Annotated in this window: 17 protein-coding genes; 10 read left to right on the forward strand and 7 right to left on the reverse strand. The window is 70.8% G+C overall.

Features of this window, described 5'->3' with window-relative positions; translation table 11 throughout:
* The first annotated feature begins 8 nt into the window (after positions 1-8).
* The 3 genes from IF54_RS0136030 to IF54_RS0136040 are packed head-to-tail and all read left to right on the forward strand — an operon-like array spanning position 9 to position 3,335.
* On the forward strand, positions 9-1,181 hold the full coding sequence (locus IF54_RS0136030) for a toxic anion resistance protein (RefSeq protein ID WP_030326650.1): 1,173 nt from the start codon (positions 9-11) through the stop codon (positions 1,179-1,181).
* Positions 1,178-2,734 carry a substrate-binding and vWA domain-containing protein gene (locus tag IF54_RS0136035; protein ID WP_030326652.1) on the forward strand — a complete coding sequence of 519 codons (1,557 nt, stop codon included), beginning with the start codon at positions 1,178-1,180 and terminating at the stop codon, positions 2,732-2,734. The genes IF54_RS0136030 and IF54_RS0136035 overlap by 4 nt, the downstream gene beginning before the upstream one ends.
* Positions 2,721-3,335, forward strand: a complete 615-nt coding sequence (locus IF54_RS0136040; RefSeq protein ID WP_030326654.1) for a hypothetical protein — start codon at positions 2,721-2,723, stop codon at positions 3,333-3,335. The genes IF54_RS0136035 and IF54_RS0136040 overlap by 14 nt, the downstream gene beginning before the upstream one ends.
* A 224-nt stretch (positions 3,336-3,559) precedes the next feature.
* On the opposite strand, the gene IF54_RS0136045 is transcribed toward IF54_RS0136040, so the two are convergent.
* On the reverse strand, positions 3,560-5,383 hold the full coding sequence (locus tag IF54_RS0136045; protein WP_030326656.1) for a phosphoenolpyruvate carboxykinase (GTP): 1,824 nt from the start codon (positions 5,381-5,383) through the stop codon (positions 3,560-3,562).
* A 338-nt stretch (positions 5,384-5,721) separates the two neighbouring features.
* Between IF54_RS0136045 and trhA the strand changes: the two genes are divergently transcribed.
* The 4 genes from trhA to IF54_RS0136065 all read left to right on the forward strand — a co-directional run bounded on the left by trhA (position 5,722) and on the right by IF54_RS0136065 (position 9,474).
* The gene (gene trhA, locus IF54_RS0136050) at positions 5,722-6,429 is read left to right on the forward strand and encodes a PAQR family membrane homeostasis protein TrhA (RefSeq protein ID WP_030326658.1); all 708 of its coding nucleotides are present in this window, start codon (positions 5,722-5,724) and stop codon (positions 6,427-6,429) included.
* Between the two features lie 100 nt (positions 6,430-6,529).
* On the forward strand, positions 6,530-8,074 hold the full coding sequence (locus tag IF54_RS0136055) for an MFS transporter (RefSeq protein ID WP_030326661.1): 1,545 nt from the start codon (positions 6,530-6,532) through the stop codon (positions 8,072-8,074).
* Between the two features lie 5 nt (positions 8,075-8,079).
* Positions 8,080-8,709 carry a TetR/AcrR family transcriptional regulator gene (locus tag IF54_RS0136060; protein ID WP_030326662.1) on the forward strand — a complete coding sequence of 210 codons (630 nt, stop codon included), beginning with the start codon at positions 8,080-8,082 and terminating at the stop codon, positions 8,707-8,709.
* Between the two features lie 33 nt (positions 8,710-8,742).
* Complete coding sequence (locus tag IF54_RS0136065) at positions 8,743-9,474, forward strand: Mut7-C RNAse domain-containing protein (RefSeq protein WP_030326663.1); 732 nt, start codon at positions 8,743-8,745, stop codon at positions 9,472-9,474.
* 68 nt (positions 9,475-9,542) lie between these two features.
* On the opposite strand, the gene IF54_RS0136070 is transcribed toward IF54_RS0136065, so the two are convergent.
* Entirely contained in the window at positions 9,543-11,573 is a 2,031-nt protein-coding gene (locus IF54_RS0136070) for a thioredoxin domain-containing protein (RefSeq protein ID WP_030326664.1), read from the reverse strand.
* A 221-nt stretch (positions 11,574-11,794) separates the two neighbouring features.
* On the opposite strand from IF54_RS0136070, the gene IF54_RS0136075 reads away from it, so the two are divergent.
* Complete coding sequence (locus IF54_RS0136075) at positions 11,795-15,001, forward strand: tetratricopeptide repeat protein (RefSeq protein ID WP_030326665.1); 3,207 nt, start codon at positions 11,795-11,797, stop codon at positions 14,999-15,001.
* Between the two features lie 335 nt (positions 15,002-15,336).
* On the opposite strand, the gene IF54_RS0136080 is transcribed toward IF54_RS0136075, so the two are convergent.
* Positions 15,337-15,651, reverse strand: a complete 315-nt coding sequence (locus tag IF54_RS0136080; protein WP_030326667.1) for a hypothetical protein — start codon at positions 15,649-15,651, stop codon at positions 15,337-15,339.
* Entirely contained in the window at positions 15,644-16,504 is an 861-nt protein-coding gene (gene mca, locus IF54_RS0136085; RefSeq protein ID WP_030326670.1) for a mycothiol conjugate amidase Mca, read from the reverse strand. Before mca ends, IF54_RS0136080 begins: the two co-directional genes overlap by 8 nt.
* Before the next feature lie 136 nt (positions 16,505-16,640).
* On the opposite strand from mca, the gene IF54_RS0136090 reads away from it, so the two are divergent.
* Both IF54_RS0136090 and greA read left to right on the forward strand, forming a co-directional pair.
* Entirely contained in the window at positions 16,641-17,039 is a 399-nt protein-coding gene (locus tag IF54_RS0136090) for a DUF4307 domain-containing protein (RefSeq protein WP_030326672.1), read from the forward strand.
* Positions 17,040-17,206: 167 nt separating this feature from the next.
* The gene (gene greA / locus IF54_RS0136095; protein ID WP_020136900.1) at positions 17,207-17,707 is read left to right on the forward strand and encodes a transcription elongation factor GreA; all 501 of its coding nucleotides are present in this window, start codon (positions 17,207-17,209) and stop codon (positions 17,705-17,707) included.
* A 67-nt stretch (positions 17,708-17,774) separates the two neighbouring features.
* On the opposite strand, the gene IF54_RS0136100 is transcribed toward greA, so the two are convergent.
* The 3 genes from IF54_RS0136100 to ilvA all read right to left on the reverse strand — a co-directional run bounded on the left by IF54_RS0136100 (position 17,775) and on the right by ilvA (position 20,964).
* Positions 17,775-18,575, reverse strand: coding sequence for an ABC transporter permease (locus IF54_RS0136100; protein WP_030326675.1), 801 nt, complete (start codon positions 18,573-18,575; stop codon positions 17,775-17,777).
* Positions 18,572-19,552: a daunorubicin resistance protein DrrA family ABC transporter ATP-binding protein gene (locus IF54_RS0136105; protein ID WP_030326677.1), complete on the reverse strand. Its 981-nt coding sequence runs from the start codon at positions 19,550-19,552 to the stop codon at positions 18,572-18,574. The genes IF54_RS0136100 and IF54_RS0136105 overlap by 4 nt, the downstream gene beginning before the upstream one ends.
* Positions 19,553-19,734: 182 nt before the next feature.
* Positions 19,735-20,964, reverse strand: a complete 1,230-nt coding sequence (ilvA, locus tag IF54_RS0136110) for a threonine ammonia-lyase (RefSeq protein ID WP_030326679.1) — start codon at positions 20,962-20,964, stop codon at positions 19,735-19,737.
* Positions 20,965-21,013 lie beyond the last annotated feature (49 nt).

Genomic DNA, 21,013 nt, shown 5'->3' on the forward strand with positions numbered 1-21,013 from the left:
CATCACCTATGACATCCATGAACGACGACACCTTCGTGCTCACACCGCCCGAGGCCGTCGCAGCCGTACCGCGGGAGAAGGCGGGCGGGCTCGTTCCCGTCGATGACTCGGTGCGGGCCGGCATGGCCGAGAGGGCCTCCGCGTATGTGGAGGGGCTCGCGGCGCTCGACGCCCGGTCGCCCGAGTTCGCCGGCAAGGTCGGTGAGATCACCGGGCTCGGGGCCGGCGAGATGCGGGCCGCGGCCGCGCAGTCCAACCGGATGCTGGAGCGGACCGTGCGCAGCCTGCCGGACCGGGGCGGGGACGCCCAGTCGCAGGTGGCGGGGTCACTGGTCGAACTGCGGCGCGTGGTCGAGGACCTGGACCCACGGGACGTGCCCGCCTCCAAGGGCCGCAAGCTTCTCTCCCGGCTCCCCGGCGGCAACAGGCTGCGCGACCACATCGCCAAGTACGCCTCCGCGCAGGGCACGTTGAACCGGATCGTGGGCTCGCTGCGCGGCGGACAGGACGAACTCCGGCGTGACAACGCCGCGTTGCAGACCGAGCGGGTCCGGCTGTGGGAGACCATGGGCAAGCTCCAGGAGTACGTCGTGCTCACGGAGGCCCTGGACGCGGCCGTCGAACAGCACATCACCGCCGTGGCGGATCCCGAGGCGGCCGACTCGCTCCGTGCCGACGTGCTCTTCCCGGTCCGGCAGAAGCACCAGGACCTGCTCACCCAACTCGCCGTCTGCGCGCAGGGGTACCTGGCGATGGACGTCGTACGACGTAACAACGAGGAGCTGATCAAGGGCGTCGACCGGGCGGCCACGACCACCGTCTCGGCGCTCAGGATCTCCGTGATGCTGGCGTCCGCGCTCGACAACCAGAAGAAGGTCGTCGAGCAGGTCAACGCGCTGCGCGGGACGACCGAGGACCTGATCCGGGGCAACGCCGAGATGCTGGCGACCCAGAGCGGGGAGATCCAGCGCATCGCCGCCGACCCCGCGGTGGGCGCCGAGACCCTGCGGGGCGCCTTCCAGCAGATCTACCGCACGCTCGACGCGATCGACACCTACAAGGTCCGGGCGACCGAGGCGATGGCGGCGACCGTGGAGTCGCTGACCGCCGAACTCCAGGAGGCCAGCGGGTACTTGGAGCGCAGCCGGTCGCAGGGCGCCCTGGAAGGGGGCCTCGGATGAGACGACGCGCACTGGCCGTCTGCCTCGCGGCGCTCGGCCTGCTCACCGCCTGCACGGCACAGGGCGACGGGACCGGTGGTGTCCCGACGCCCGGTGTCCCCGGCCCCGCCGAACCGGGCACCCTGCGGGTCCTCGCCTCCAGCGAGCTCAGCGACATGGGCCCGGTCCTCGCCCAGGTCGGGAAGGACACCGGCGTCACGGTCCGGCCGACGTACGTCGGCACCCTGGACGCCGTGAACATGCTGGCGAAAGGGGCCGTCGACGGCCGTTACGACGCGCTGTGGCTGTCCTCGAACGACTACCTGCGCCTGCGGCCCGAAGCGGCGCGGAAGGTGGTCTCCGAGACGCCGGTCATGTCGAGCCCGGTCGCGATCGGCGTCAGGAACGCCACCGTCACCCGGCTCGGCTGGAAGCCCGCGGACGTCACCTGGTCCCAGGTCGAACAGGCCGTCCAGGACGGCCGGTTGACGTACGGCATGACGGACCCGGCCCGCTCCAACTCCGGTTTCGCCACACTGGTCTCGGTGGCCTCCGCCCTCTCCGGCGCCCAGTCGGCGCTCACCGACGCGGACGTCACGAAGGCCACGCCCCGGCTCAAGGAGTTCTTCAAGGGCCAGAAGCTGACCTCGGGCTCCTCGGGCTGGCTGGCCGCGGCCTACGGCCGGCGCGGTGACGTGGACGCCCTGCTCAACTACGAATCCGTCCTCAAGGGCGTCCCGGGTCTGACCGTGATCCGCCCCCGCGACGGCGTGATCACCGCCGACTATCCGCTCACCTCGCTGAAGTCCACGAACGCGCGGACCCGCGAGGACGTCCGGCGGGTGACCGAGGACCTGCGCACCGAGAAGGTCCAGCGGGAGATCACCGCACGCACCCATCGCCGTCCGGTCGTCGCCTCCGTGCCGCCGGCCGCCGGACTCGACACGGCCCGCCGCCGCGAACTGCCCTTCCCGGGCACCCGTTCCGTCGCCGACGGGCTGGTCGACTCCTACGAGAACGAACTGCGCCGCCCGTCGCGGACCGTATACGTCCTGGACACCTCGGGCTCGATGGAGGGCGAGCGCCTGGACCGCCTCAAGTCGGCCCTGACCGATCTCACCGGCGACTTCCGCGAGCGCGAGGAGGTGACGCTGATGCCGTTCGGGTCGCGGGTGAAGGACGTCCGCACGCATGTGGTCGAGCCGTCGGACCCGGGGTCCGGCCTGGACGCGATCCGCGCGGACACCGCGGCGCTGTCCGCGGACGGGGACACCGCGATCTACACCTCGCTGGAGAAGGCGTACGACCATCTCAGTACCGGAGGCGACACCTTCACGTCGATCGTGCTGATGACGGACGGCGAGAACACGGCGGGCGCCGAGGCGAAGGACTTCGACGCCTTCTACGCCCGGCTCCGAGGGGGCCGGCGGGACATCCCCGTCTTCCCCATCCTCTTCGGCGACTCCGACCGCTCCGAGCTGGCCCATATCGCCGACCTGACCGGCGGCCGTCTCTTCGACGCCCAACAGGGCTCGCTGGACGGGGCGTTCAAGGAGATCCGTGGCTATCAGTAGATATCTGGAGTCCCGCAAGAACATCGCGGGCAGTGCGTGCGGCCTGGTCGGTCTGGCCCTGACCTTCACGGGGGTGGCGGGACCGTACTGGCCCGTCGTGGTGGCCGGGCTCTACGGCGCGGGCGCCCTGATCGCCCCGCCGGAACGGCCGGCACTGCCGGACTTCCCGGACCCGTCGACCCAACTGGACCAGGTGCGGGGCGACTTCGAGAAGCTGCGGGAGTATCTGACGGACATCGAGCTGTCGGTCACGGCGGCCGCCCGGCTGCGCGAACTCACCGAGCTGCTGGCCGCGTTGCTGGACCGCACCTGGTCCGCCGAGTTGCTGGCCCACGACCCGGAGGGCGTGCACGCGCTGTCCCGGATCGTGCGCCGGGACCTGCCGGAGGCGGTGGACAGCTTCGCCCGGACCCGGTGGTGGACGCGGATGACCCCGGGCGCGGACTCCCCCGAACTCCAGCTGGAGCAGCAGCTCGGGCTGATGAAACGGGACGCGCAGCAGCTGGCGGCGGCACTCCGGGACACGGAGGCCCGCCGCCAGGAGACCCACACCCGGTACCTGGAGGACCGGGGCGGGCCGCACGGGATCAGAGGCAGCTGACACGGACGTCGCCCGGGTCGGTCGGGCAGGTGTCGGTGTCGGGCCCGGCAATGAGACAGGCACAGTCCTCTGGGTGCAAAAGGCAGCACGCCCCGCACGCCGTTGTGCGGGGCTGTTCGTGACTCAGGGCCTGACGGCCCTCGTGCCGCCTCCCGCGGCCGGCCCGTGACGATCACGGGTCAGGGCTCCCATCGGGGCCGGCCGCGGGGGTGTGGGAGGGGACGTCACCCCAGGCGCTTCACCAGCGCGTGGTACTCGTCCCACAGTTCCTTCGGCGTGTGGTCGCCGAAGGTGTTGAGGTGCTCGGGGACGAGGGAGGCCTCCTCCCGCCACACCTCCTTGTCGACCGTGAGCAGGAACTCCAGGTCGGTGTCGGCCAGTTCGAGGCCCTTGGTGTCGAGCGCCGCAGGAGTCGGCAGCACGCCGATCGGCGTCTCGACACCCTCCGCCCGGCCCTCCAGCCGCTCCACGATCCACTTCAGGACCCGGCTGTTCTCACCGAACCCGGGCCACACGAACTTGCCGTCGTCGTTCTTGCGGAACCAGTTGACGTAGTAGATCTTCGGCAGCTTGGACTGGTCCTTGTCCTTGGCCACGTCGACCCAGTGCCCCATGTAGTCGCCCATGTTGTAGCCGCAGAACGGCAGCATGGCGAAGGGGTCGCGGCGCAGCTCACCGACCTTGCCCTCGGCGGCGGCGGTCTTCTCGGAGGCCACGTTGGCGCCGAGGAAGACGCCGTGGTTCCAGTCGAAGGACTCGGTCACCAGCGGTACGGCGGAGGCGCGGCGCCCACCGAAGAGGATCGCGGAGATCGGCACGCCCTTGGGGTCCTCCCACTCGGGCGCGATGATCGGGCACTGCGAGGCGGGCACGGTGAAGCGGGCGTTGGGGTGCGCGGCCGGGGTCTCGGACGCCGGCGTCCAGTCGTTGCCCTTCCAGTCGGTGAGGTGCGCCGGGGTCTCCTCCGTCATCCCCTCCCACCAGATGTCGTTGTCGTCGGTGAGGGCCACGTTGGTGAAGACGGAGTTGCCCCACAGCGTCTTCATCGCGTTGGCGTTGGTGTGCTCACCGGTGCCGGGCGCGACGCCGAAGAAACCGGCCTCGGGGTTGATCGCGTAGAGGCGGCCGTCCTCGCCGAACCGCATCCAGGCGATGTCGTCGCCGATGGTCTCGACGGTCCAGCCGGAGATCGTGGGCTCCAGCATGGCGAGGTTGGTCTTGCCGCAGGCCGAAGGGAAGGCGGCGGCCACGTACTTGGACTCACCGGTCGGCGGGGTGAGCTTGAGGATCAGCATGTGCTCGGCGAGCCAGCCCTCGTCCCGGGCCATCACCGACGCGATCCGCAGCGCGTAGCACTTCTTGCCCAGCAGGGCGTTGCCGCCGTAGCCGGAGCCGTAGGACCAGATCTCGCGGGTCTCGGGGAAGTGCGAGATGTACTTGGTGGAGTTGCACGGCCACGGGACGTCCGCCTCGCCCTCGGCGAGCGGGGCGCCCAGGGTGTGCACGGCCTTCACGAAGAAGCCGTCGGAGCCGAGCTCGTCGAGGACCGGCTGTCCCATGCGGGTCATCGTGCGCATGGAGACCGCGACATAGGCGGAGTCGGTGATCTCGACGCCGATCGCGGAGAGGTCCGAGCCGAGGGGGCCCATGCAGAACGGGACGACGTACATCGTCCGGCCCTTCATCGAGCCGCGGAAGACGCCCTTCTCGCCCTGGAAGATGTCCCGCATCTCGGCGGGGGCCTTCCAGTGGTTCGTGGGGCCCGCGTCCTCCTCCTTCTCCGAGCAGATGAAGGTCCGGTCCTCGACGCGCGCGACGTCGGTCGGGTCGGAGGCGGCGTAGTAGGAGTTGGGGCGCTTGATCGGGTCGAGCCTCTTGAAGGTGCCCTTCGCCACGAGCTCCCCGCACAGGCGCTCGTACTCCGCTTCGGATCCGTCGCACCAGACCACGCTGTCCGGCTGGGTCAGTTCGGCGATCTCGTTCACCCACGAGATCAGTTCCTTGTGCTGGGTCGGGATGACAGAGGGAGCCGCGATGTCGCGCGCCACGATTGCTCCTAGATGAGGGATTTTTGGTTTGGAGGCCCCGTGGGGGCTGCGGCCCGGATGCTTCTCGCGCCTTCTCGGTGGTGACCTAGGCGCTCATCCGGTGCCGACCGCACTCATTTGATCATCCGACTGAAGCGCCCATCTGTCCAGAGGGCATCACAGGTGAGCGGAGTGAGGATCGCCACGCTTTCCTTGTGCACAGCGCGTTTATTTGCGTGTACGTAGAGTTGTCCTGACCGTTTCTTTACAGCCAACTCCCGCGAGCCGATGGCCACTCCTGACCGTCGACCCCTCCGCACTCACCCGGCACCTACGGCCGTCTCGGTACGATGCGGGTCATGACGCTGCCCGCCCCCGACGCGCCCTCCCTGTCCCACCAGATCAAGCAGACCGCTCAGCACCTTGCCGAGCCGATCAAGCCGAAGCTCCGCGGCTGGCTGCATCTGGGCATGTTTCCGGCCGTGCTGATCGCAGGTCTGGTCCTGACCGCCCTGGCGAACTCCACCAGAGGCCGCATCGCGTGCAGCATCTATGTCCTGACGGCCTGCCTGCTGTTCGGCGTCAGCGCGCTGTACCACCGGGGCAACTGGAGCCCGCGCATGGACGGCGTCCTGCGCAGGCTGGATCACGCCAACATCTTCCTGATCATCGCCGGCACCTACACCCCGCTGACGATGCTGCTCCTGCCGGGCAGCAAGGGGCAGTGGCTGCTGTGGGGCATCTGGGGTGCGGCCGTGGCCGGCATCCTCTTCCGGGTCTTCTGGGTCGGCGCCCCGCGCTGGCTCTACACACCCTGCTACATCGCGATGGGCTGGGCGGCCGTGTTCTTCCTGCCCGACTTCATGCGCGCGGGCGGCGTTGCGGTGCTGGTCCTGGTGATCGTCGGCGGTCTGCTGTACAGCGCGGGCGGGGTGATCTACGGCCTCAAGCGGCCGAACCCGTCACCGCGCTGGTTCGGCTTCCACGAGGTGTTCCACTCCCTCACCCTGGCCGCGTTCGCCGTCCACTACGTCGGCATCTCACTGGTGGCCTACCAGCACGGATAGCCCCACCGGCAGCTTCCAGGGCCACGGCTTCCCGCCGTGGCCCTTTTTGCACGCCCCAATAGATTGACACTCACTCTCTTTTGAGAGTTACTCTCATTTCATGGACACTCTCACTCCAGACCCCCGCCGCTGGTGGGCCCTGGCCGCCCTCGTCGCGAGCATGCTCACGCTCGGCTTCGATTTGACGATCCTCAACGTGGCGCTGCCGACGATGGCCGCCGACCTCGACGCCGGCACCGGCGCCCAGCAGTGGATGGCGGACGCCTACGTCGTCGTCTTCGCGGCCCTGATGCTCCCCGCCGGCCTGCTCGGCGACCGCTTCGGCCGGCGCCGCATGCTGATCACCGGACTCGGCATCTTCCTCGCCGGCTCCCTGGTCGGCGCCCTGGCCGGAGACGTGAACGCGGTGATCGCCGCCCGCGCGGTCATGGGCGTCGGCGGCGCCCTCGTCACCCCGCTCGCCCTGTCCGTCCTGCCCACGCTCTTCGCCCCCGACGAGCGCACCAAGGCCGTCGGCATCGTCTCCGCCGCCTCCGCGCTCGGCCTGCCGCTCGGCCCGATCATCGGCGGCTGGCTGCTCAACCACTTCTGGTGGGGATCGGTCTTCCTGGTCAACGTCCCGATGGCCGCGCTCGGCATCGCCGCCTGCGTCTTCCTGCTCCCGGAGACCCGGGACCCGTCCTCCCCCGAGGTCGACGCCCTCTCCGCCGCGCTCACCGTCACCGGCCTCGGCAGCCTGGTCTACGCGATCATCGAGGCACCCACCCGCGGCTGGGGCGACCCGCTGGTCCTCGGCATGCTCGCGGCGTCCGCCCTGCTGATCGCCGCCCTGGTCGTGCGCGAACGCCGGGTCCGGCGCCCCATGCTCGACATGAGCCTGCTCACCCACCGCGGCTTCCTGCTCAACACCGTCGCCGCGACCCTGGTGAACTTCATCCTCTCCGGCCTGCTGTTCGTGCTCCCGCCCTTCCTCCAGGCCGTCCTCGGCCACGACGCCCTCGGCACCGGCGTCCGCCTGCTGCCGATGATGGGCGGACTCCTGATCGCCTCCCGCCTCGCCCCGAAAGCGGTCGCCCGCTTCGGCGCCCGCGCCACGGTGAGCGCCGGCCTGGTGGTCCTGGCCTTCGCCGGGATCCTCGGCAGCCGTACGACCATCGAGTCCGGCTACGGCTTCGTCGCGCTCTGGCTCTCCCTCACCGGATTCGGCTTCGGCCTCTCCCTCATCCCTGCCATGAACGGCGGCCTGAGCGCCCTGCCCCGCGACCGCGCCGGCAGCGGGTCCGGACTCCTGATGACCATGCGCCAGGTCGGCGGCGCCATCGGCATCGCCCTGCTCGGCAGCCTGCTCGCCGCCGGCTTCAAGGACCGGCTCGACGTCACCGGGCTGCCCCCGGAGGCCGCCGACACCGCCGGCGAGTCGGTCGTCGCCGCGCACCTCGTCGCCCGGCGCACCGGCTCGGCCGACCTGCTGGCCTCCGCCAACAGCGCGTACGTCCACGGCATGGGCGTCGTCCTGCTGGTCTGCGGGATCGCCGCCCTCGTCGCCGCCCTGCTCGCAGCGGCCTTCCTGCCCTCCGCACCCCGCCCCACCGAGACCTCCACCGCCCCGGACACGGCTGCCGAGGAGGCCGATGCCCGACAATGACTCACATGACACCCGCACGCTCCTTCCCCCTCTCCGACAGCCCCCAACTGGGACTTCGCGAGCGGAAGAAGATCAAGACACGCACGGCGATCCGCGACGCGACCTACGCCCTCATCCGGGAACAGGGCTATGAGGCGACGACGGTCGAGCAGATCGCCGAGCGTGCCGAGGTGTCACCGTCCACGGTCTTCCGCTACTTCCCCACCAAGGAGGACATCGTCCTCACCGACGAGTACGACCCGATCCTGGTGCGGGAGCTCCACGAGCGGCCCGCCGACGAACCGTGGACGGAGTCCCTGCGGCACGTGCTGCGCAAGGCCGTCGCGGTCGGCCTCGCCGAGGACCCGGAGGCCACCCGGATCCGCTCCCAGCTCATGCTCCAGGTCCCCGCGGTGCGCGCCCGGATGCTGGAGAGCATGTCCGTCACCGGCCGCATGCTCGGCGAGGCCGTCGCCGAACGCAGCGGCCGGTCCGGGGACAGCCTGGAGGTCCGGGTCTACACGATGTCCCTCATCGGCGGCCTCACCGAGGTCTCCCTGTACTGGGCGGAGAACGACTTCCAGGACGACTTCGCCGAGCTCTTCGAGCGCGCCCTGACGGTCATCGAACGCGGCCTGCCCACGAAAAACCCCTGAGACCGGCCCCGCCCCGCATGACATCCTGACCGGGTGAGCGCCCCGGAGATCCACATCCAATTCGCCCCCGAACTGGCCCTCTTCGTCCCACACGGACGCCGGGACGGAACCACCCCGCTCACCACCGACGGGGTCTCCTCCCTCGGCCACGTCGTCGAGTCGACCGGCGTGCCGCTCACCGAGGTCGGCACGCTGCGGGTGGACGGCCGCGAGGTCCCGAGGTCCTACGTCCCCGCAGCGGGCGACTCCGTCCAGGTCGAGCCCGTCGCCCGCCCCCAACAGGTCCCCGGCGCCCCACTGCGCTTCCTCCTCGACGTCCACCTCGGAACCCTCGCCCGCCGGCTGCGCCTGCTCGGCGTGGACACGGCGTACGAGTCGACGGACATCGGCGACCCTGCCCTCGCGACCCGCTCGGCCACCGAGAAACGGGTCCTGCTCAGCCGCGACCGGGGTCTGCTGCACCGCAGGGAGCTCTGGGCCGGCGCCTTCGTCTACAGCACCCGCCCCGACGAACAGCTCCACGACGTCCTGGACCGCTTCCGCCCCGACCTGCGCCCCTGGACCCGCTGCACCGCCTGCAACGGCCTGCTGCGCGCGGCGACCAGGCAGGAGGTGGCGGACCGGCTGGAGAGCGGCACCCAGCGCTCGTACGACGTCTTCGCGCAATGCGAGGACTGCGGCCGGCCGTACTGGAAGGGCGCCCACCACGAACAGCTGGAGGCGATCGTGGAGCGCGCCCTGGCCGAGTTCACGTCCCCGACCTAGGGGCGCGGGTCCGTGTCGATGTGCGCCTCCGCCGCGGGGCGCGACCAGCCCCCACCGGCCGCACCCGCTCAACCCCCCAATGCCACCCGCAAGGCGTCCGCGTCCGTCGTCGGCGCGTCACAGGTGAAGTGCCGGCACACGTACGCCGTGGCTTCACCGCCCACGAGGATCCGGTCGGCGAGCAGTGGGAGTTCACCGCTGTCAGGGGTCCCGACGGCCACGACCGCACCCGGCGCGGTCCCCAGAAGTGCCGTGCGGTGCAGGGCCCTGGTCGCGTCGTCGGTCAGCGAGGGCCCCACGACCGCGACCTCCCTCGGCCCGTCCAGGAACGCCTCGGCCACCGCGAGCCCCCACCCGATGAACCGCGGCACCCGGGGCCCGAGGGCCTTGACCACCCCGAGCGCCTTCTCCGCGGCAGCCCGATGGGGCTCGGCACCGGTCTGCGCCGCGTAGGACAGCAACGCCCCGGCAGCGGCGGTCCACCCGGACGGCACCGCGTTGTCCGTCGGATCCTGCGGCCTGCGGATCAGCCGCTCGGCGTCGGACGCGGTGTCGAAGAGCCCCCCGTCCTCCCCCGTGAACCGGGTCAGCACATGGTCGAGCAGGAACCCGGCGAAGTCGAGCCAGACGCCCTCCCCGGTCACCGACGCGAGCGCGAGGAAGCCCTCGGCGACATCGGCGTAGTCCTCCAATACCCCCGCGTTTGCACCGACTTGACCGTCCTTGCTGGTACGGGAGAGACGTGCCTGCTCGTCCAGATGAACCCGTACGAGAAGGTCCGCGGCGCCGAGCGCGGCGTCGATGAGGTCGGGACGGTCGAAGTAGGCACCGGTCTCGGCGAGCGCGGCGACGGCGAGACCGTTCCACGCGGCGACGACCTTGTCGTCCCGCCCGGGGGCAGGCCGCAGCGCCCGCGCCTCGAGCAGCCGCCGCCGGATCGACTCGACCTTCTCGGCGTCGAACACGGTGTCCTGCTGCGGCAGTTGCAGCACGGACTGGCCGTGCTCGAAGGTGCCCTCCTCGGTGACCCCGAAGTACTGCGCGGCAAGCTCGGCGTCCTCCTCCCCGAGCACCTCCCGCAACTGCTCCGGCGTCCACACGTAGTACGCACCCTCGACGTGCTTCCCACTCCCGTCGTCACTGTCGGCGTCCAGCGCGGAGGCGAACCCGCCCTCGGCGGTGCGCAGTTCACGCACCATGAAGTCGGCGGTGTCGAGAGCGACCCGCCGAGCGAGCTCGGAGCCGGTGGCACGCCAGAGGTGGGCGTAGACGCGGCACAGCAGCGCGTTGTCATAGAGCATCTTCTCGAAGTGCGGCACCACCCAGTCCCGGTCGACCGAGTACCGGGCGAACCCGCCGCCGAGCTGGTCGTGGATGCCCCCGCGGGCCATGCGCTCACAGGTGTCCTGCGCCATCTGCAACGCGCCCTCGGCGCCGGTGCGGGCGTGGTGCCGGAGCAGGAACTCCACGACCATGGACGGCGGGAACTTCGGCGCCCCGCCGAATCCGCCGCGCTGCGCGTCGTACTCCCGCGTCAGCCCCAGCAGAGCCGCGGCGAGCTGCTCCTCACCGGGTGCCTTCGAGTCGCCGTAGGAGATCTCCCGCCCGGCGAGATCCCGCACGATCTTCTGCGCCACCTCACCGACCTCGTCCCGCCGATCGGCCCAGGCGGCCCGCACCCCCTCCAGCACCTGCCGGAAGGAGGGCATGCCCTGCCGGGGAGTGGGCGGAAAGTACGTACCGAAGTAGAACGGCTCGGCGTCCGCGGTGAGAAACACGGTCATGGGCCACCCACCCTGCCCGGTGGCGGCCTGCACGGCCTCCATGTAGACGGCGTCGACGTCGGGACGCTCCTCGCGGTCGACCTTCACGCTCACGAAGTGCTCGTTGAGGTAGTCCGCGGTGGCCTGGTCCTCGAAGGACTCATGAGCCATGACATGGCACCAGTGGCAGCTCGCGTACCCGACGCTCAGCAGGACGGGCTTGTTCGCCCTGCGCGCCTCCTCGAAGGCCTCGGCCGACCACGGCCACCAGTCGACGGGATTGTCGGCGTGCTGGAGAAGGTAGGGGGACGTCTCGTGGGCCAGTCGGTTCGGCATGGGGTCCATCCTGCCGCAGTACCCCGGCGGTGCGCCGTCAGGCGGGCCCCGGAGGGTGACGTCGGGCCTTCACCTGCCGGGGGAGCCGCCGGGCGCGCCACCCCGCGCAGCGGCTTCACCGACCCGCTCACCGTGACCCGGCACCCCCGCCCTCTCGCCCCGGTGCGCCGTCGGCAGCACACTTGACCAAGAAAGCCGTTGCCGCCGGAGGGGGAAGTGACATGCGGGACGCCCATCGGGCGGAAGCCGAACGGCTGTTGGTGCGGGCCGTCGAGGAGGAGGTGCGGCGTTCGGGCGGGCGGGTCGACGGGGTCGTCCTGCTGTCGCGGGCCCGCGGATCGCTGGACGCGATGGCGCAGTCGGCCGCGGAGGAGTACGAGGCGTACACGCGCGCGCTGGACGAGGCGCAGGCGGGGCAGCTCACCTTCGGGCAGCGGTACGCGAAGGAGGCGTCCGGAACTCCCCTGCTGGTGGCGGCGGTTGCCGCGGTCGCGGCGGCCGTCGCCGACCTCTCGCTCGGCACCGGCGCGGGCACCGCGCTGGGCGCGGGCGCGGTCGTGGGGGTCGTGGGCGCGGCGGCGACCGTGGTGAAGGTGGCGGGCTCGCATCTGCCGGCCGCGCACCACCGGGCGGGGGCGTTCGGTCAGCCCGGCGGCCCCGAGCAGCTGCGGCTCCAGTGGCTGACCGCCCTGGAGGTACGGGGCATCCGGCCCTTCCTCGACCAGCAGCGGGTGCTGAGCGCGTCCACCGGCCCGAAGAAGGCGGGCGGTCCGCGACTGCGCGGCGCGGACAAGAGCGCGGCGGCCCGTGGCCGGAGTGTGCTGGAGCAGTCGTTCGGACAACTCCCGGAGCTGATAGCTGAGTTCGCGGGCCGCCGTACCGAGATGGGGCGGATACGGCAGTGGGTGCAGGCCTCGCGTGCGGCCACCGAGACCCGGCCGACGGTGGTCGTGCTGCACGGGCCGCCCGGCAGCGGCCGTACGGCGCTCGCGGTCCGCGCGGCGCACGACCTGAAGGACTACTTCCGTGGCGCGTGTGTCGTGGACCTGCGCGGCGACAGCTCCGAGGAGCCTCCGCTGTCGACCCGGGACGCGCTGCTGCATCTGCTGAACCGGCTCGGCGCGCCGCGCGAGCAACTGCTGTTCCGTGAGCGTTCCTCGCCGGACCAGCAGGTCAAGCGGTTGAGCGAGCTGTACCACCAGCATCTGACCGGGCTGGCGGTGACGATCGTGCTGGACGACGCCTCGGACCCCGAGCAGGTCCGCGTCCTGGTCCCGGAGCGTTCCGACAGCCTGGTCCTGGTCACCGCGCGCGGGCCGCTCGACCTGCCGGAGTCCCTCGCCGCGCAGGTGCACCAGCTGCCGGTGGCCGCCCTGGACGCGGCGGGCGCCGAGGAGCTCCTGGACGCGGCGGCACAGTCCGCGACCGGCCCGTACGACGCTCAATCAGCCGATCTGATCAGGGAGTTGTGCGGCGGTCTGCCGTTGGCGCTGCGGATCGCGGGTTCGTCCCTCGGTCCGCGCTCGCCCCGTCAACTGGCCACGGATCTCAGCGCGTACGGCCCGGTGGAACCGATCGAGCGGGTCCTGTGGCTCCGGTACACCGACCAGTCGGAGCCGGCCCGTCGGCTGCTGCGCCGGCTCGCGCTCGCCGGACGGGCCTCCCTCGGCGCCGCCGCGGCGGCCGCGCTGCTGGCCACCGACGAGACGGAGGCGACCCGGCATCTGGTCGCGCTGGCCCGCGCGGGCCTGATCGACAACGTGCGCGGCAGCCGGTACCGCGTCCACGACGTGGTGCGGGCGTTCGCCCAGGCCAGGCTGCTGGACGAGGAGGAGGCGGCCGAGCGCACGGCCGCGCAGGAACGTCTCATCGTGAACTACGCCGATCTCGCCGACTCCGTGCTGCGTCTGGTGGACGGCAACATGTCGACCCGCTCGGACCGTTTCAGCCCGCACGGCTTCACCTCCCTCGACGAGGCGCTGCGCTGGCTGGACGACGAGTCGAGCTTCATCACGGCGGCGCTGCGGCACGCGGAGGGCGTGAACCAGGGGGCGGTCCTGAACCTCCTGGGCGCGCTGTGCGACTACTGCCTGCTGCGCGGCGACCTCTACCGACTGGGTGAGATCAGCGAGTTGGCGCAGGCGGTGGACCAGGGGCTGCTGGTCCGCTCGGTGCAGTGGCGCACCGGTATCGCCGCCCGTCAGCTGGGCGAACTGGACAAGGCCCGCACCACGCTGACCTCGGTGGTCGATCTGTACATGGAGGCCCATCACGACGCGGGTGCCGCGCGGGCCCTGTGCTCGCTGGGCATCACGCTCCATCACCAGGGCCAGTTGACGGAGGCGGCGGCGAAGCTGGAGGAGGCCCTGCGGCTCCAGTCCGTCCCGGAGCTGGCCACCGACCGGGCCTGGACGATGCACGCCCTGGCGGCGGTGGAGCGGGACCGCGGGCGGGTCGCCGAGTCCCTTGACCTGCTCACCCGCTCCCTGGTCCTGCACCGCGCCGGCGAGTCCGTGCACGGCGAGGCGTGGGCACACTTCCAGCTCGGCCAGCTGAGCCTGCGGATGGGCGACGTTCCGCGCGCGGAATCGGAACTGCGGACCGCCCTCGACCTGTACGGCCGTACCCGCGACGGCCGTGGCGAGGCGTGGGCGCTGACCCAGCTGGCCCGGGCCCGGCTGGTGGCAGGTGACCCCTCGGCAGCGGTGGACGGTCTGCGTCAGGCGGCCTCACGGCACCGCGACAACGAGGACGCGCGCGGGGAGGCGTGGACGGTGTACTACCTGGGGCAGGCGCTGGAGGAGACGGGCAACCTGGACCTCGCGGTCCGGGAACTGGAACGTTCCCGCACGATGTTCTCGCGCATGCGGGACGTCTACGGGCTTGCCTGCGCCCGTCACCACTCGGCCCGTGCCACCCGCGACCAGCGCGCCGCCCAGACCGGTTCGCTGCGCAACTCGGGCTTCGCCCGCCAGCTCCTGGTCGACGCCCGCGCCGACTTCCAGCGCATCGGTGTCGCCCACGGCGAGGCGTGGACCTGCCTGGAACTCGCGGTGGTCGACGCGGGCAACGGCCGTACCCCGCAGGCGCTGGCCCTGTGCGAGGAGGCGACGGCGCTCTTCACCTCGTACGGCGACCGGCGCGGCGAGGACTGGGCCCGCTTCCTGCGCTGCACGCTGCTGCCCTATGCGGCGCCGGGCGGCGTGGAGGTGGGCTCGGCGGTGGCGGCGGAGGAACTCGCGACCCTCGCCCGCGACGGCCACCCCACCCGCGACGGCAAGCTGGAGGAGTACGTCGAGGCCTACTCCCTCCTCCTGGAACGCGGCGTGAACCTGGAGGCGGGCTGGCAGGCCTGGCGCCTGGGAATGGTCCCGAACCGGCACGCCCGAGAGGTGATGGGGGTGGAGACAACGGCTGCGCCGCAGTGACGGCAGCTCCGCGGAGGGACGCGGGCGGGGCCCGGCGGCGTGGGCGCGGGCAGGGGGGCTCGACCCGGCTGGGTGCGGCGAATCTGGACGGGACACCGGGACCGCCGGAGCGCCTCGCTTCCTACCGACACCGGGACGGCGGGAGCTCTTCGCTCCCTACTGGCGTCGCGCCGATCGCAGCGCCCCGATCGTGGACGGGACGTGGGCCGGCACACGGGCTCGGACGGCTCGGATCGCCCGGTCCGTCTTCCACACCGTGGTCACCGGCCGCCGCTCACCCACCGGCGGGAGGGGGTACGGCCCCTCTCGCCGGCTCCCGCCAGCTGCCGCAGCGATCAGCCCTTGCTCGGCGAGGCCTTCCCCGACGGGCCGGACGGCCCCTCCGTGGCGCCTCGGGCGGCGGAGCCCTGCGCTGCGGTCTCCTTGCCGGCCGTGCCGTCGCCGGAGGCCCCGTCCTCCGGGGTCTCCTTGAAGTCGACCTTCCTCATGTGCTTGCTCATGGACTTCATCAGGGCCCACACCGCCAGGGCCATCGCCGCGAAGACGATGAAGCCGAGGACGCCGGGGGTGACCTTGTCCTCGTCGACCTCCTTGGCGAAGGTCACGACGTGCGTCATTGCCAGGCTTGCGCTTGCGCTCATGTCAGGCATTGTCGCGGATGCCCGCAAAGAGGTCGTCCTCGGGGAGGGAGGTATCGACGAGGGACTTCGCCAGCTCGTACTCCTCCGTCGGCCAGACCTCCTTCTGGATCTCCAGCGGCACCTTGAACCAGCCGCCGTCGGGGTCGATCTGGGTCGCGTGCGCGATCAGCGCCTTGTCACGGATCTCGAAGAACTCCGCGCACGGGATGTGCGTGGTCAGCGTCCGGTCCCGCATCGGCGAGTCCTCCCAGCGCTTGAGCCAGTCCCCGTACGGCGACTCCAGCCCGCGCGCCAGCAGGGCGTTGTGCAGGGCCTCGGTGCGGGGGCGGTTGAAGCCCTGGTTGTAGTACAGCTTCTGCGGCTGGTACGCCGGGCCGAACTCGGCCTCCGGGTACTTCTCGATGTCCGCCGCGCCCTCGAACGCCACCATGGAGATCTTGTGGGTCATGATGTGGTCGGGGTGCGGGTAGCCGCCGTTCTCGTCGTAGGTGGTGATCACCTGGGGACGGAAGGAGCGGATCTGCTTCACCAGTTCGCCGGCCGCCGTGTCGACGTCCTCCAGGGCGAAGCAGCCCTCGGGCAGCGGCGGCAGCGGGTCGCCCTCGGGCAGTCCGGAGTCGACGAAGCCGAGCCACTCCTGCCTGACGCCGAGGATCTCGCGGGCCTCGTCCATCTCCTTCTTGCGTACCTCGTGGATGTGCTCCTCGATGTACTTGTCGCCCTGGAGCTTCGGGTTGAGGATGGAGCCGCGCTCCCCGCCCGTGCAGGTCACGACCAGCACGTCCACCCCCTCGGACACGTACTTCGCCATGGTGGCCGCGCCCTTGCTCGACTCGTCGTCGGGGTGGGCGTGCACGGCCATCAGTCGCAGCTGGTCAGTCAAGACTCAATCCTCGTAGGTCGGCGCCCCCGGTGTCTTCGGGTGCGAACGGCGGCTTCTATAGTGACCGAATCGGGGGGCGTTTCATTCCACGGTCTCGGTTTACCAGGAGACGATCATGAGCACGGCGAGCACTCAGCTGCCCGAGGGCCGCTACGGCCGTTCCTCGGACGAGCGCGCCGACCACAAGCTCAAGATCGTCGGCGCCGTGCTCGGCACCCTCGTTCTCGTGCTGATCGGTTACTTCGCGTACCACTACGTGGGCCAGAACAAGATCAGCGGCGAGGTGATCGCCTTCGACGCGAAGAAGACCGCGGTCGAGGTGCATCTGGAGGTCCGCAAGGACTCCGGCGCCTCCGGGTACTGCACGGTCCGCTCCCAGGCGGCCGACGGCTCCGAGGTGGGCCGGGCCGACTTCCGCTTCAGCGGTGACGCCACCCGCATCGACCGGCTCGTCACACTCCGTACGACGGCCCCGGGCACCACGGCCGAGCTGCTGGGCTGTCACGCCGACTGACGTCACCCCCGATGCTTGCCTCTGAGCTGCGTCGACGTATTTCTGTGGGCTTATGTCCTCCCCCTTCGGCCCCCGAATTGTTAGGCTCGTGGTTTCGCCCATCCGTGAAGGAACATTCTTCTGGGTAGGGCGATGCTTTGTATTCCCAGTACCTACGAGGAGCACCTGTGACCCAGACCAGCGAAGACGTCACCTGGCTTACGCAGGAGGCGTACACCAAGCTCAAGGAAGAGCTGGCGTACCTGTCTGGTCCCGCGCGCGAGGAAGTGACCGCGAAGATCGCGGCCGCGCGCGAGGAGGGCGACCTGCGCGAGAACGGCGGGTACCACGCAGCCAAGGAAGAGCAGGGCAAGCAGGAGCTCCGCATCCGCCAGCTGACCCAGCTCCTGGAGAAGGCCAAGGTCGGCGAGGCTCCGGCGTCGGCGGACGGCACCGTGGCGCCCGGCATGGTCGTGACCATCGCCTTCGACGGTGACGAGGACGACACCATGACCTTCCTGCTCGCCTCCCGCGAGTACGCGAGTGCGGACGTCGAGACCTACTCGCCGCAGTCCCCGCTCGGCTCCGGTGTGATCGGCCACCGGGTCGGTGAGGACGCGGAGTACGAGCTGCCGAACGGCAAGAAGGCCTCCGTCACCATTCTGAAGGCCGAGCCCTACAGCGGCTGACCCGGCCGCCCCACCGCCCTCGACCGGCCCCCGGCGCCCTTACGGCGCCGGGGGCCGTGTCATGGGCTCAGCCGTGCGCCCGGCGGTACTTGCGGACCGCCAGGGTGCGGAAGACCAGGACGATCACGACCGACCAGATCAGCGAGGCCCACACGGGGTGCTGCATGGGCCAGGCGTCGGAGGCCTGGAAGCCCGGCGGGAGGTTGCCGAACAGCTCGCGGCATGCCTGCACGGTGGCGCTGAACGGGTTCCACTCCGCGATGTGTCTCAGGAACGTCGGCATCTGGTTCGCGTCCACGAAGGCGTTCGAGATGAACGTCAGCGGGAACAGCCAGATCAGACCGCCTGAGGTCGCGGCCTCGGGGGTGCGCACGGACAGGCCGATGAGCGCGCCGATCCAGGAGAAGGCGTATCCGAGCAGCAGGAGCAGGCCGAATCCGGCGAGGACCTTGCCGAAGTTCTCGTGGGTGCGCCAGCCGACGATCAGCGCGACGAGCGCGAGTACGACGAGGGTGAGCGCCGTCTGGGCGAGGTCGGCGATGGTCCGGCCGGTGAGTACCGCGCCCCGGGTCATGGGCAGGGAGCGGAACCGGTCGATGAGGCCCTTGTGCATGTCGTCGGCGATGCCCGCGCCCGCGCCCGCCGTGGCGAAGGTGACGGTCTGGGCGAAGATGCCGGCCATCAGGAACTCGCGGTAGGCCTGGGTGGAGGTGGACGAGCCGACCTGGATAGAGCCGCCGAAGACGTAGGTGAACAGCACCACGAACATGATCGGCTGGATCAGACCGAAGATGATCACCTCGGGGATCCGGCTCATGCGGATCAGATTTCTGCGGGTGATCACCAGGGAATCGCTCACGGCGCTCACTTGGCGCTCTCCTTCTTGTCGCTCTCCTCGCCCTTGGCCTCGGCCACGTGTCCCGTCAGGGACAGGAAGACGTCGTCGAGGGTGGGCCGGCGCAGTCCGATGTCGTCGATCTCGATGCCGCGGGTGTCGAGCTCACGGATGACCTCGGCGAGCAGTTTGGCGCCGCCGGTCACCGGGACGGTGAGCTTGCGCATGTGGTCCTCGACGGCGGTCTCCCCCTTGCCGAAGCCGCGCAGGACCTCCGCGGCGGACTGGATGTGCTCGCGTTCGTGCACGACGACCTCGACGCGTTCTCCTCCGGTGCGGGCCTTGAGCTCGTCGGAGGTGCCCTGGGCGATGACCCGGCCATGGTCCACGACGGCGACGTCGTGGGCGAGGTGATCGGCCTCCTCCAGGTACTGGGTGGTCAGCAGGAGGGTCGTACCGCCGGAGACCAGCTGCTTGATGACCTCCCACAGCATTTGGCGGTTGCGCGGGTCGAGGCCGGTCGTGGGCTCGTCCATGAACATCACGGGGGGCGAGACGACCAGCGCGGCGGCGAGGTCGAGTCGGCGGCGCATGCCGCCGGAGTAGGTCTTGGTGGGGCGGTCGGCCGCGTCGGCGAGGTCGAACTGCTCCAGCAGCTCGGTCGCGCGGGCCTTCGCCGCCTTGGCCTTCATCTGGTAGAGCTGGCCGACCATCTGGAGGTTCTCGCGGCCGGTGAGGTATTCGTCGACCGCCGCGAACTGGCCGGAGAGGCCGATGGAGCGGCGGACGGCGTCGGGTTGCTGCTGCACGTCGAGGCCCGCGACGACCGCGCGGCCGCTGTCGGGTTTGAGCAGGGTGGTCAGACAGCGGACGGTCGTCGTCTTGCCGGCGCCGTTCGGTCCGAGGAGGCCCAGGACGGTGCCCTCCGGGACATCGAGGTCGACGCCGTCCAGAGCCTTTACGTCACCGAAGGTCTTGACCAGGCCTTCGGCGTAGATGGCGCCAGGCATATGAGTCTCCACGTCGTCGGGGAATCTGGGGAAAGCCTAGGGAGGCGCGACTGCGTCCGCCTTCTCTTTTCGCACACACCATAACGCGATGTATCGCGTCTCTCAATGGACTTTCCCGAACGAGTGAACCCCGGGGCCGGGGGCCTGGCCGATGACCTGCCCGGTGACCTCAGCCGATGACCTCAGTCGATGACGAGGTAACCCGCCTGGCGCAGGGCGCGGCCGACCTCGGCGCAGTGCTCCGGCCCCTTGGTCTCCAGGTGCAGCTCGACCTCCGCCTCCGCGAGCCCGAGCCGTGGATCGGTCCGGACGTGGCTCACGTCGAGGACGTTGGCGTCGACCGCCGACAGCACCCCGAGCAGCGTCGCGAGGGCACCCGGCCGGTCGGTGAGGCGGAGCCGTACGGCCAGGTAGCGGCCCTGCGCGGCCATGCCGTGGCGCAGGACGCGCTGGAGCAGGACAGGGTCGACATTGCCGCCGGACAGCAGCGCGACGACCGGTCCCTCGAAGGCGCCGGGGTCGCTCAGCAGGGCCGCGACCGGGCTCGCCCCGGCCGGCTCGACGACCAGCTTGGCCCGCTCCAGGCACAGCAGGAGGGCGGCGGACAGCTCGTCCTCCGACACCGTGCGGACCTCGTCCACCAGTGCGTCCACGATCCCGAACGGCACGTCGCCGGGCCGCCCGACCTTCATGCCGTCCGCCATCGTCGCCGGGTTCTCGATCGCCACCGGGCGCCCGGCCGCCAGCGAGGGCGGATAGGCGGCAGCGCCCGCCGCCTGCACGCCCACGATCCGCACGTCGGGCCTCAGGGCCTTCACGGCGATCGCGACGCCGGCCGCGAGTCCACCGCCGCCGATGCCGAGGACGATCGTGCGCACCTCGGGGCACTGCTCCAGGATCTCCAGGCCGACCGTGCCCTGGCCCGCGATGACGTCGGGGTGGTCGAAGGGGTGGATGAACACCGCGCCCGTCTCGGCCGCGTACTCCTGGGCGGCGGTCAGCGTCTCGTCGACCACCTGGCCGTGCAGCCGCACCTCGGCGCCGTAGTCCCTGGTCGCGCTGACCTTCGGCAGCGGGGCGCCCTTCGGCATGAACACCGTGGAGCGCACGCCGAGCAGCGTGGAGGCCAGCGCGACGCCCTGCGCGTGGTTTCCGGCGCTCGCGGCCACGACACCCGCGGCCCGCTCCTCGGGCAGCAGCCCGGCGATCCGCACGTAGGCGCCGCGGAGCTTGAACGACCCCGTCCGCTGGAGGTTCTCGCACTTGAAGTGCACCGGCGCGCCCACCAGCTGACTCAGATGGCGGCTGCCCTCCATGGCGGTCGTCCGCGCCACGCCCGACAGCATCTTCTGCGCGCCTCGCACGTCGTCTAGTGTCACCGGCGGCACGGAGTGGGCCTTGCGGTAGTTCATGACTCAAGTCTCGCAGTTCACACGTGCGGACTCGCGCTGTGACCAACGT

Origin of the sequence: Streptomyces sp. NRRL B-3229 (assembly GCF_000719505.1) — a bacterium.
Classification (GTDB): Bacteria; Actinomycetota; Actinomycetes; order Streptomycetales; family Streptomycetaceae; genus Streptomyces; species Streptomyces griseorubiginosus.

What these genes read in the sequence shown, in the direction of transcription:
- IF54_RS0136105 (WP_030326677.1), bottom strand. Translation starts at nt 19,552, where the DNA reads ATGCCTGGCGCCATCTACGCCGAAGGCCTGGTCAAGACCTTCGGTGAC.
- IF54_RS0136060 (WP_030326662.1), top strand. Translation starts at nt 8,080, where the DNA reads ATGACACCCGCACGCTCCTTCCCCCTCTCCGACAGCCCCCAACTGGGA.
- IF54_RS0136075 (WP_030326665.1), top strand. Translation starts at nt 11,795, where the DNA reads ATGCGGGACGCCCATCGGGCGGAAGCCGAACGGCTGTTGGTGCGGGCC.
- IF54_RS0136080 (WP_030326667.1), bottom strand. Translation starts at nt 15,651, where the DNA reads ATGCCTGACATGAGCGCAAGCGCAAGCCTGGCAATGACGCACGTCGTG.
- IF54_RS0136030 (WP_030326650.1), top strand. Translation starts at nt 9, where the DNA reads ATGACATCCATGAACGACGACACCTTCGTGCTCACACCGCCCGAGGCC.
- IF54_RS0136090 (WP_030326672.1), top strand. Translation starts at nt 16,641, where the DNA reads ATGAGCACGGCGAGCACTCAGCTGCCCGAGGGCCGCTACGGCCGTTCC.
- IF54_RS0136055 (WP_030326661.1), top strand. Translation starts at nt 6,530, where the DNA reads ATGGACACTCTCACTCCAGACCCCCGCCGCTGGTGGGCCCTGGCCGCC.
- IF54_RS0136070 (WP_030326664.1), bottom strand. Translation starts at nt 11,573, where the DNA reads ATGCCGAACCGACTGGCCCACGAGACGTCCCCCTACCTTCTCCAGCAC.
- mca (WP_030326670.1), bottom strand. Translation starts at nt 16,504, where the DNA reads ATGGCCGTGCACGCCCACCCCGACGACGAGTCGAGCAAGGGCGCGGCC.
- IF54_RS0136035 (WP_030326652.1), top strand. Translation starts at nt 1,178, where the DNA reads ATGAGACGACGCGCACTGGCCGTCTGCCTCGCGGCGCTCGGCCTGCTC.
- ilvA (WP_030326679.1), bottom strand. Translation starts at nt 20,964, where the DNA reads ATGAACTACCGCAAGGCCCACTCCGTGCCGCCGGTGACACTAGACGAC.
- trhA (WP_030326658.1), top strand. Translation starts at nt 5,722, where the DNA reads ATGACGCTGCCCGCCCCCGACGCGCCCTCCCTGTCCCACCAGATCAAG.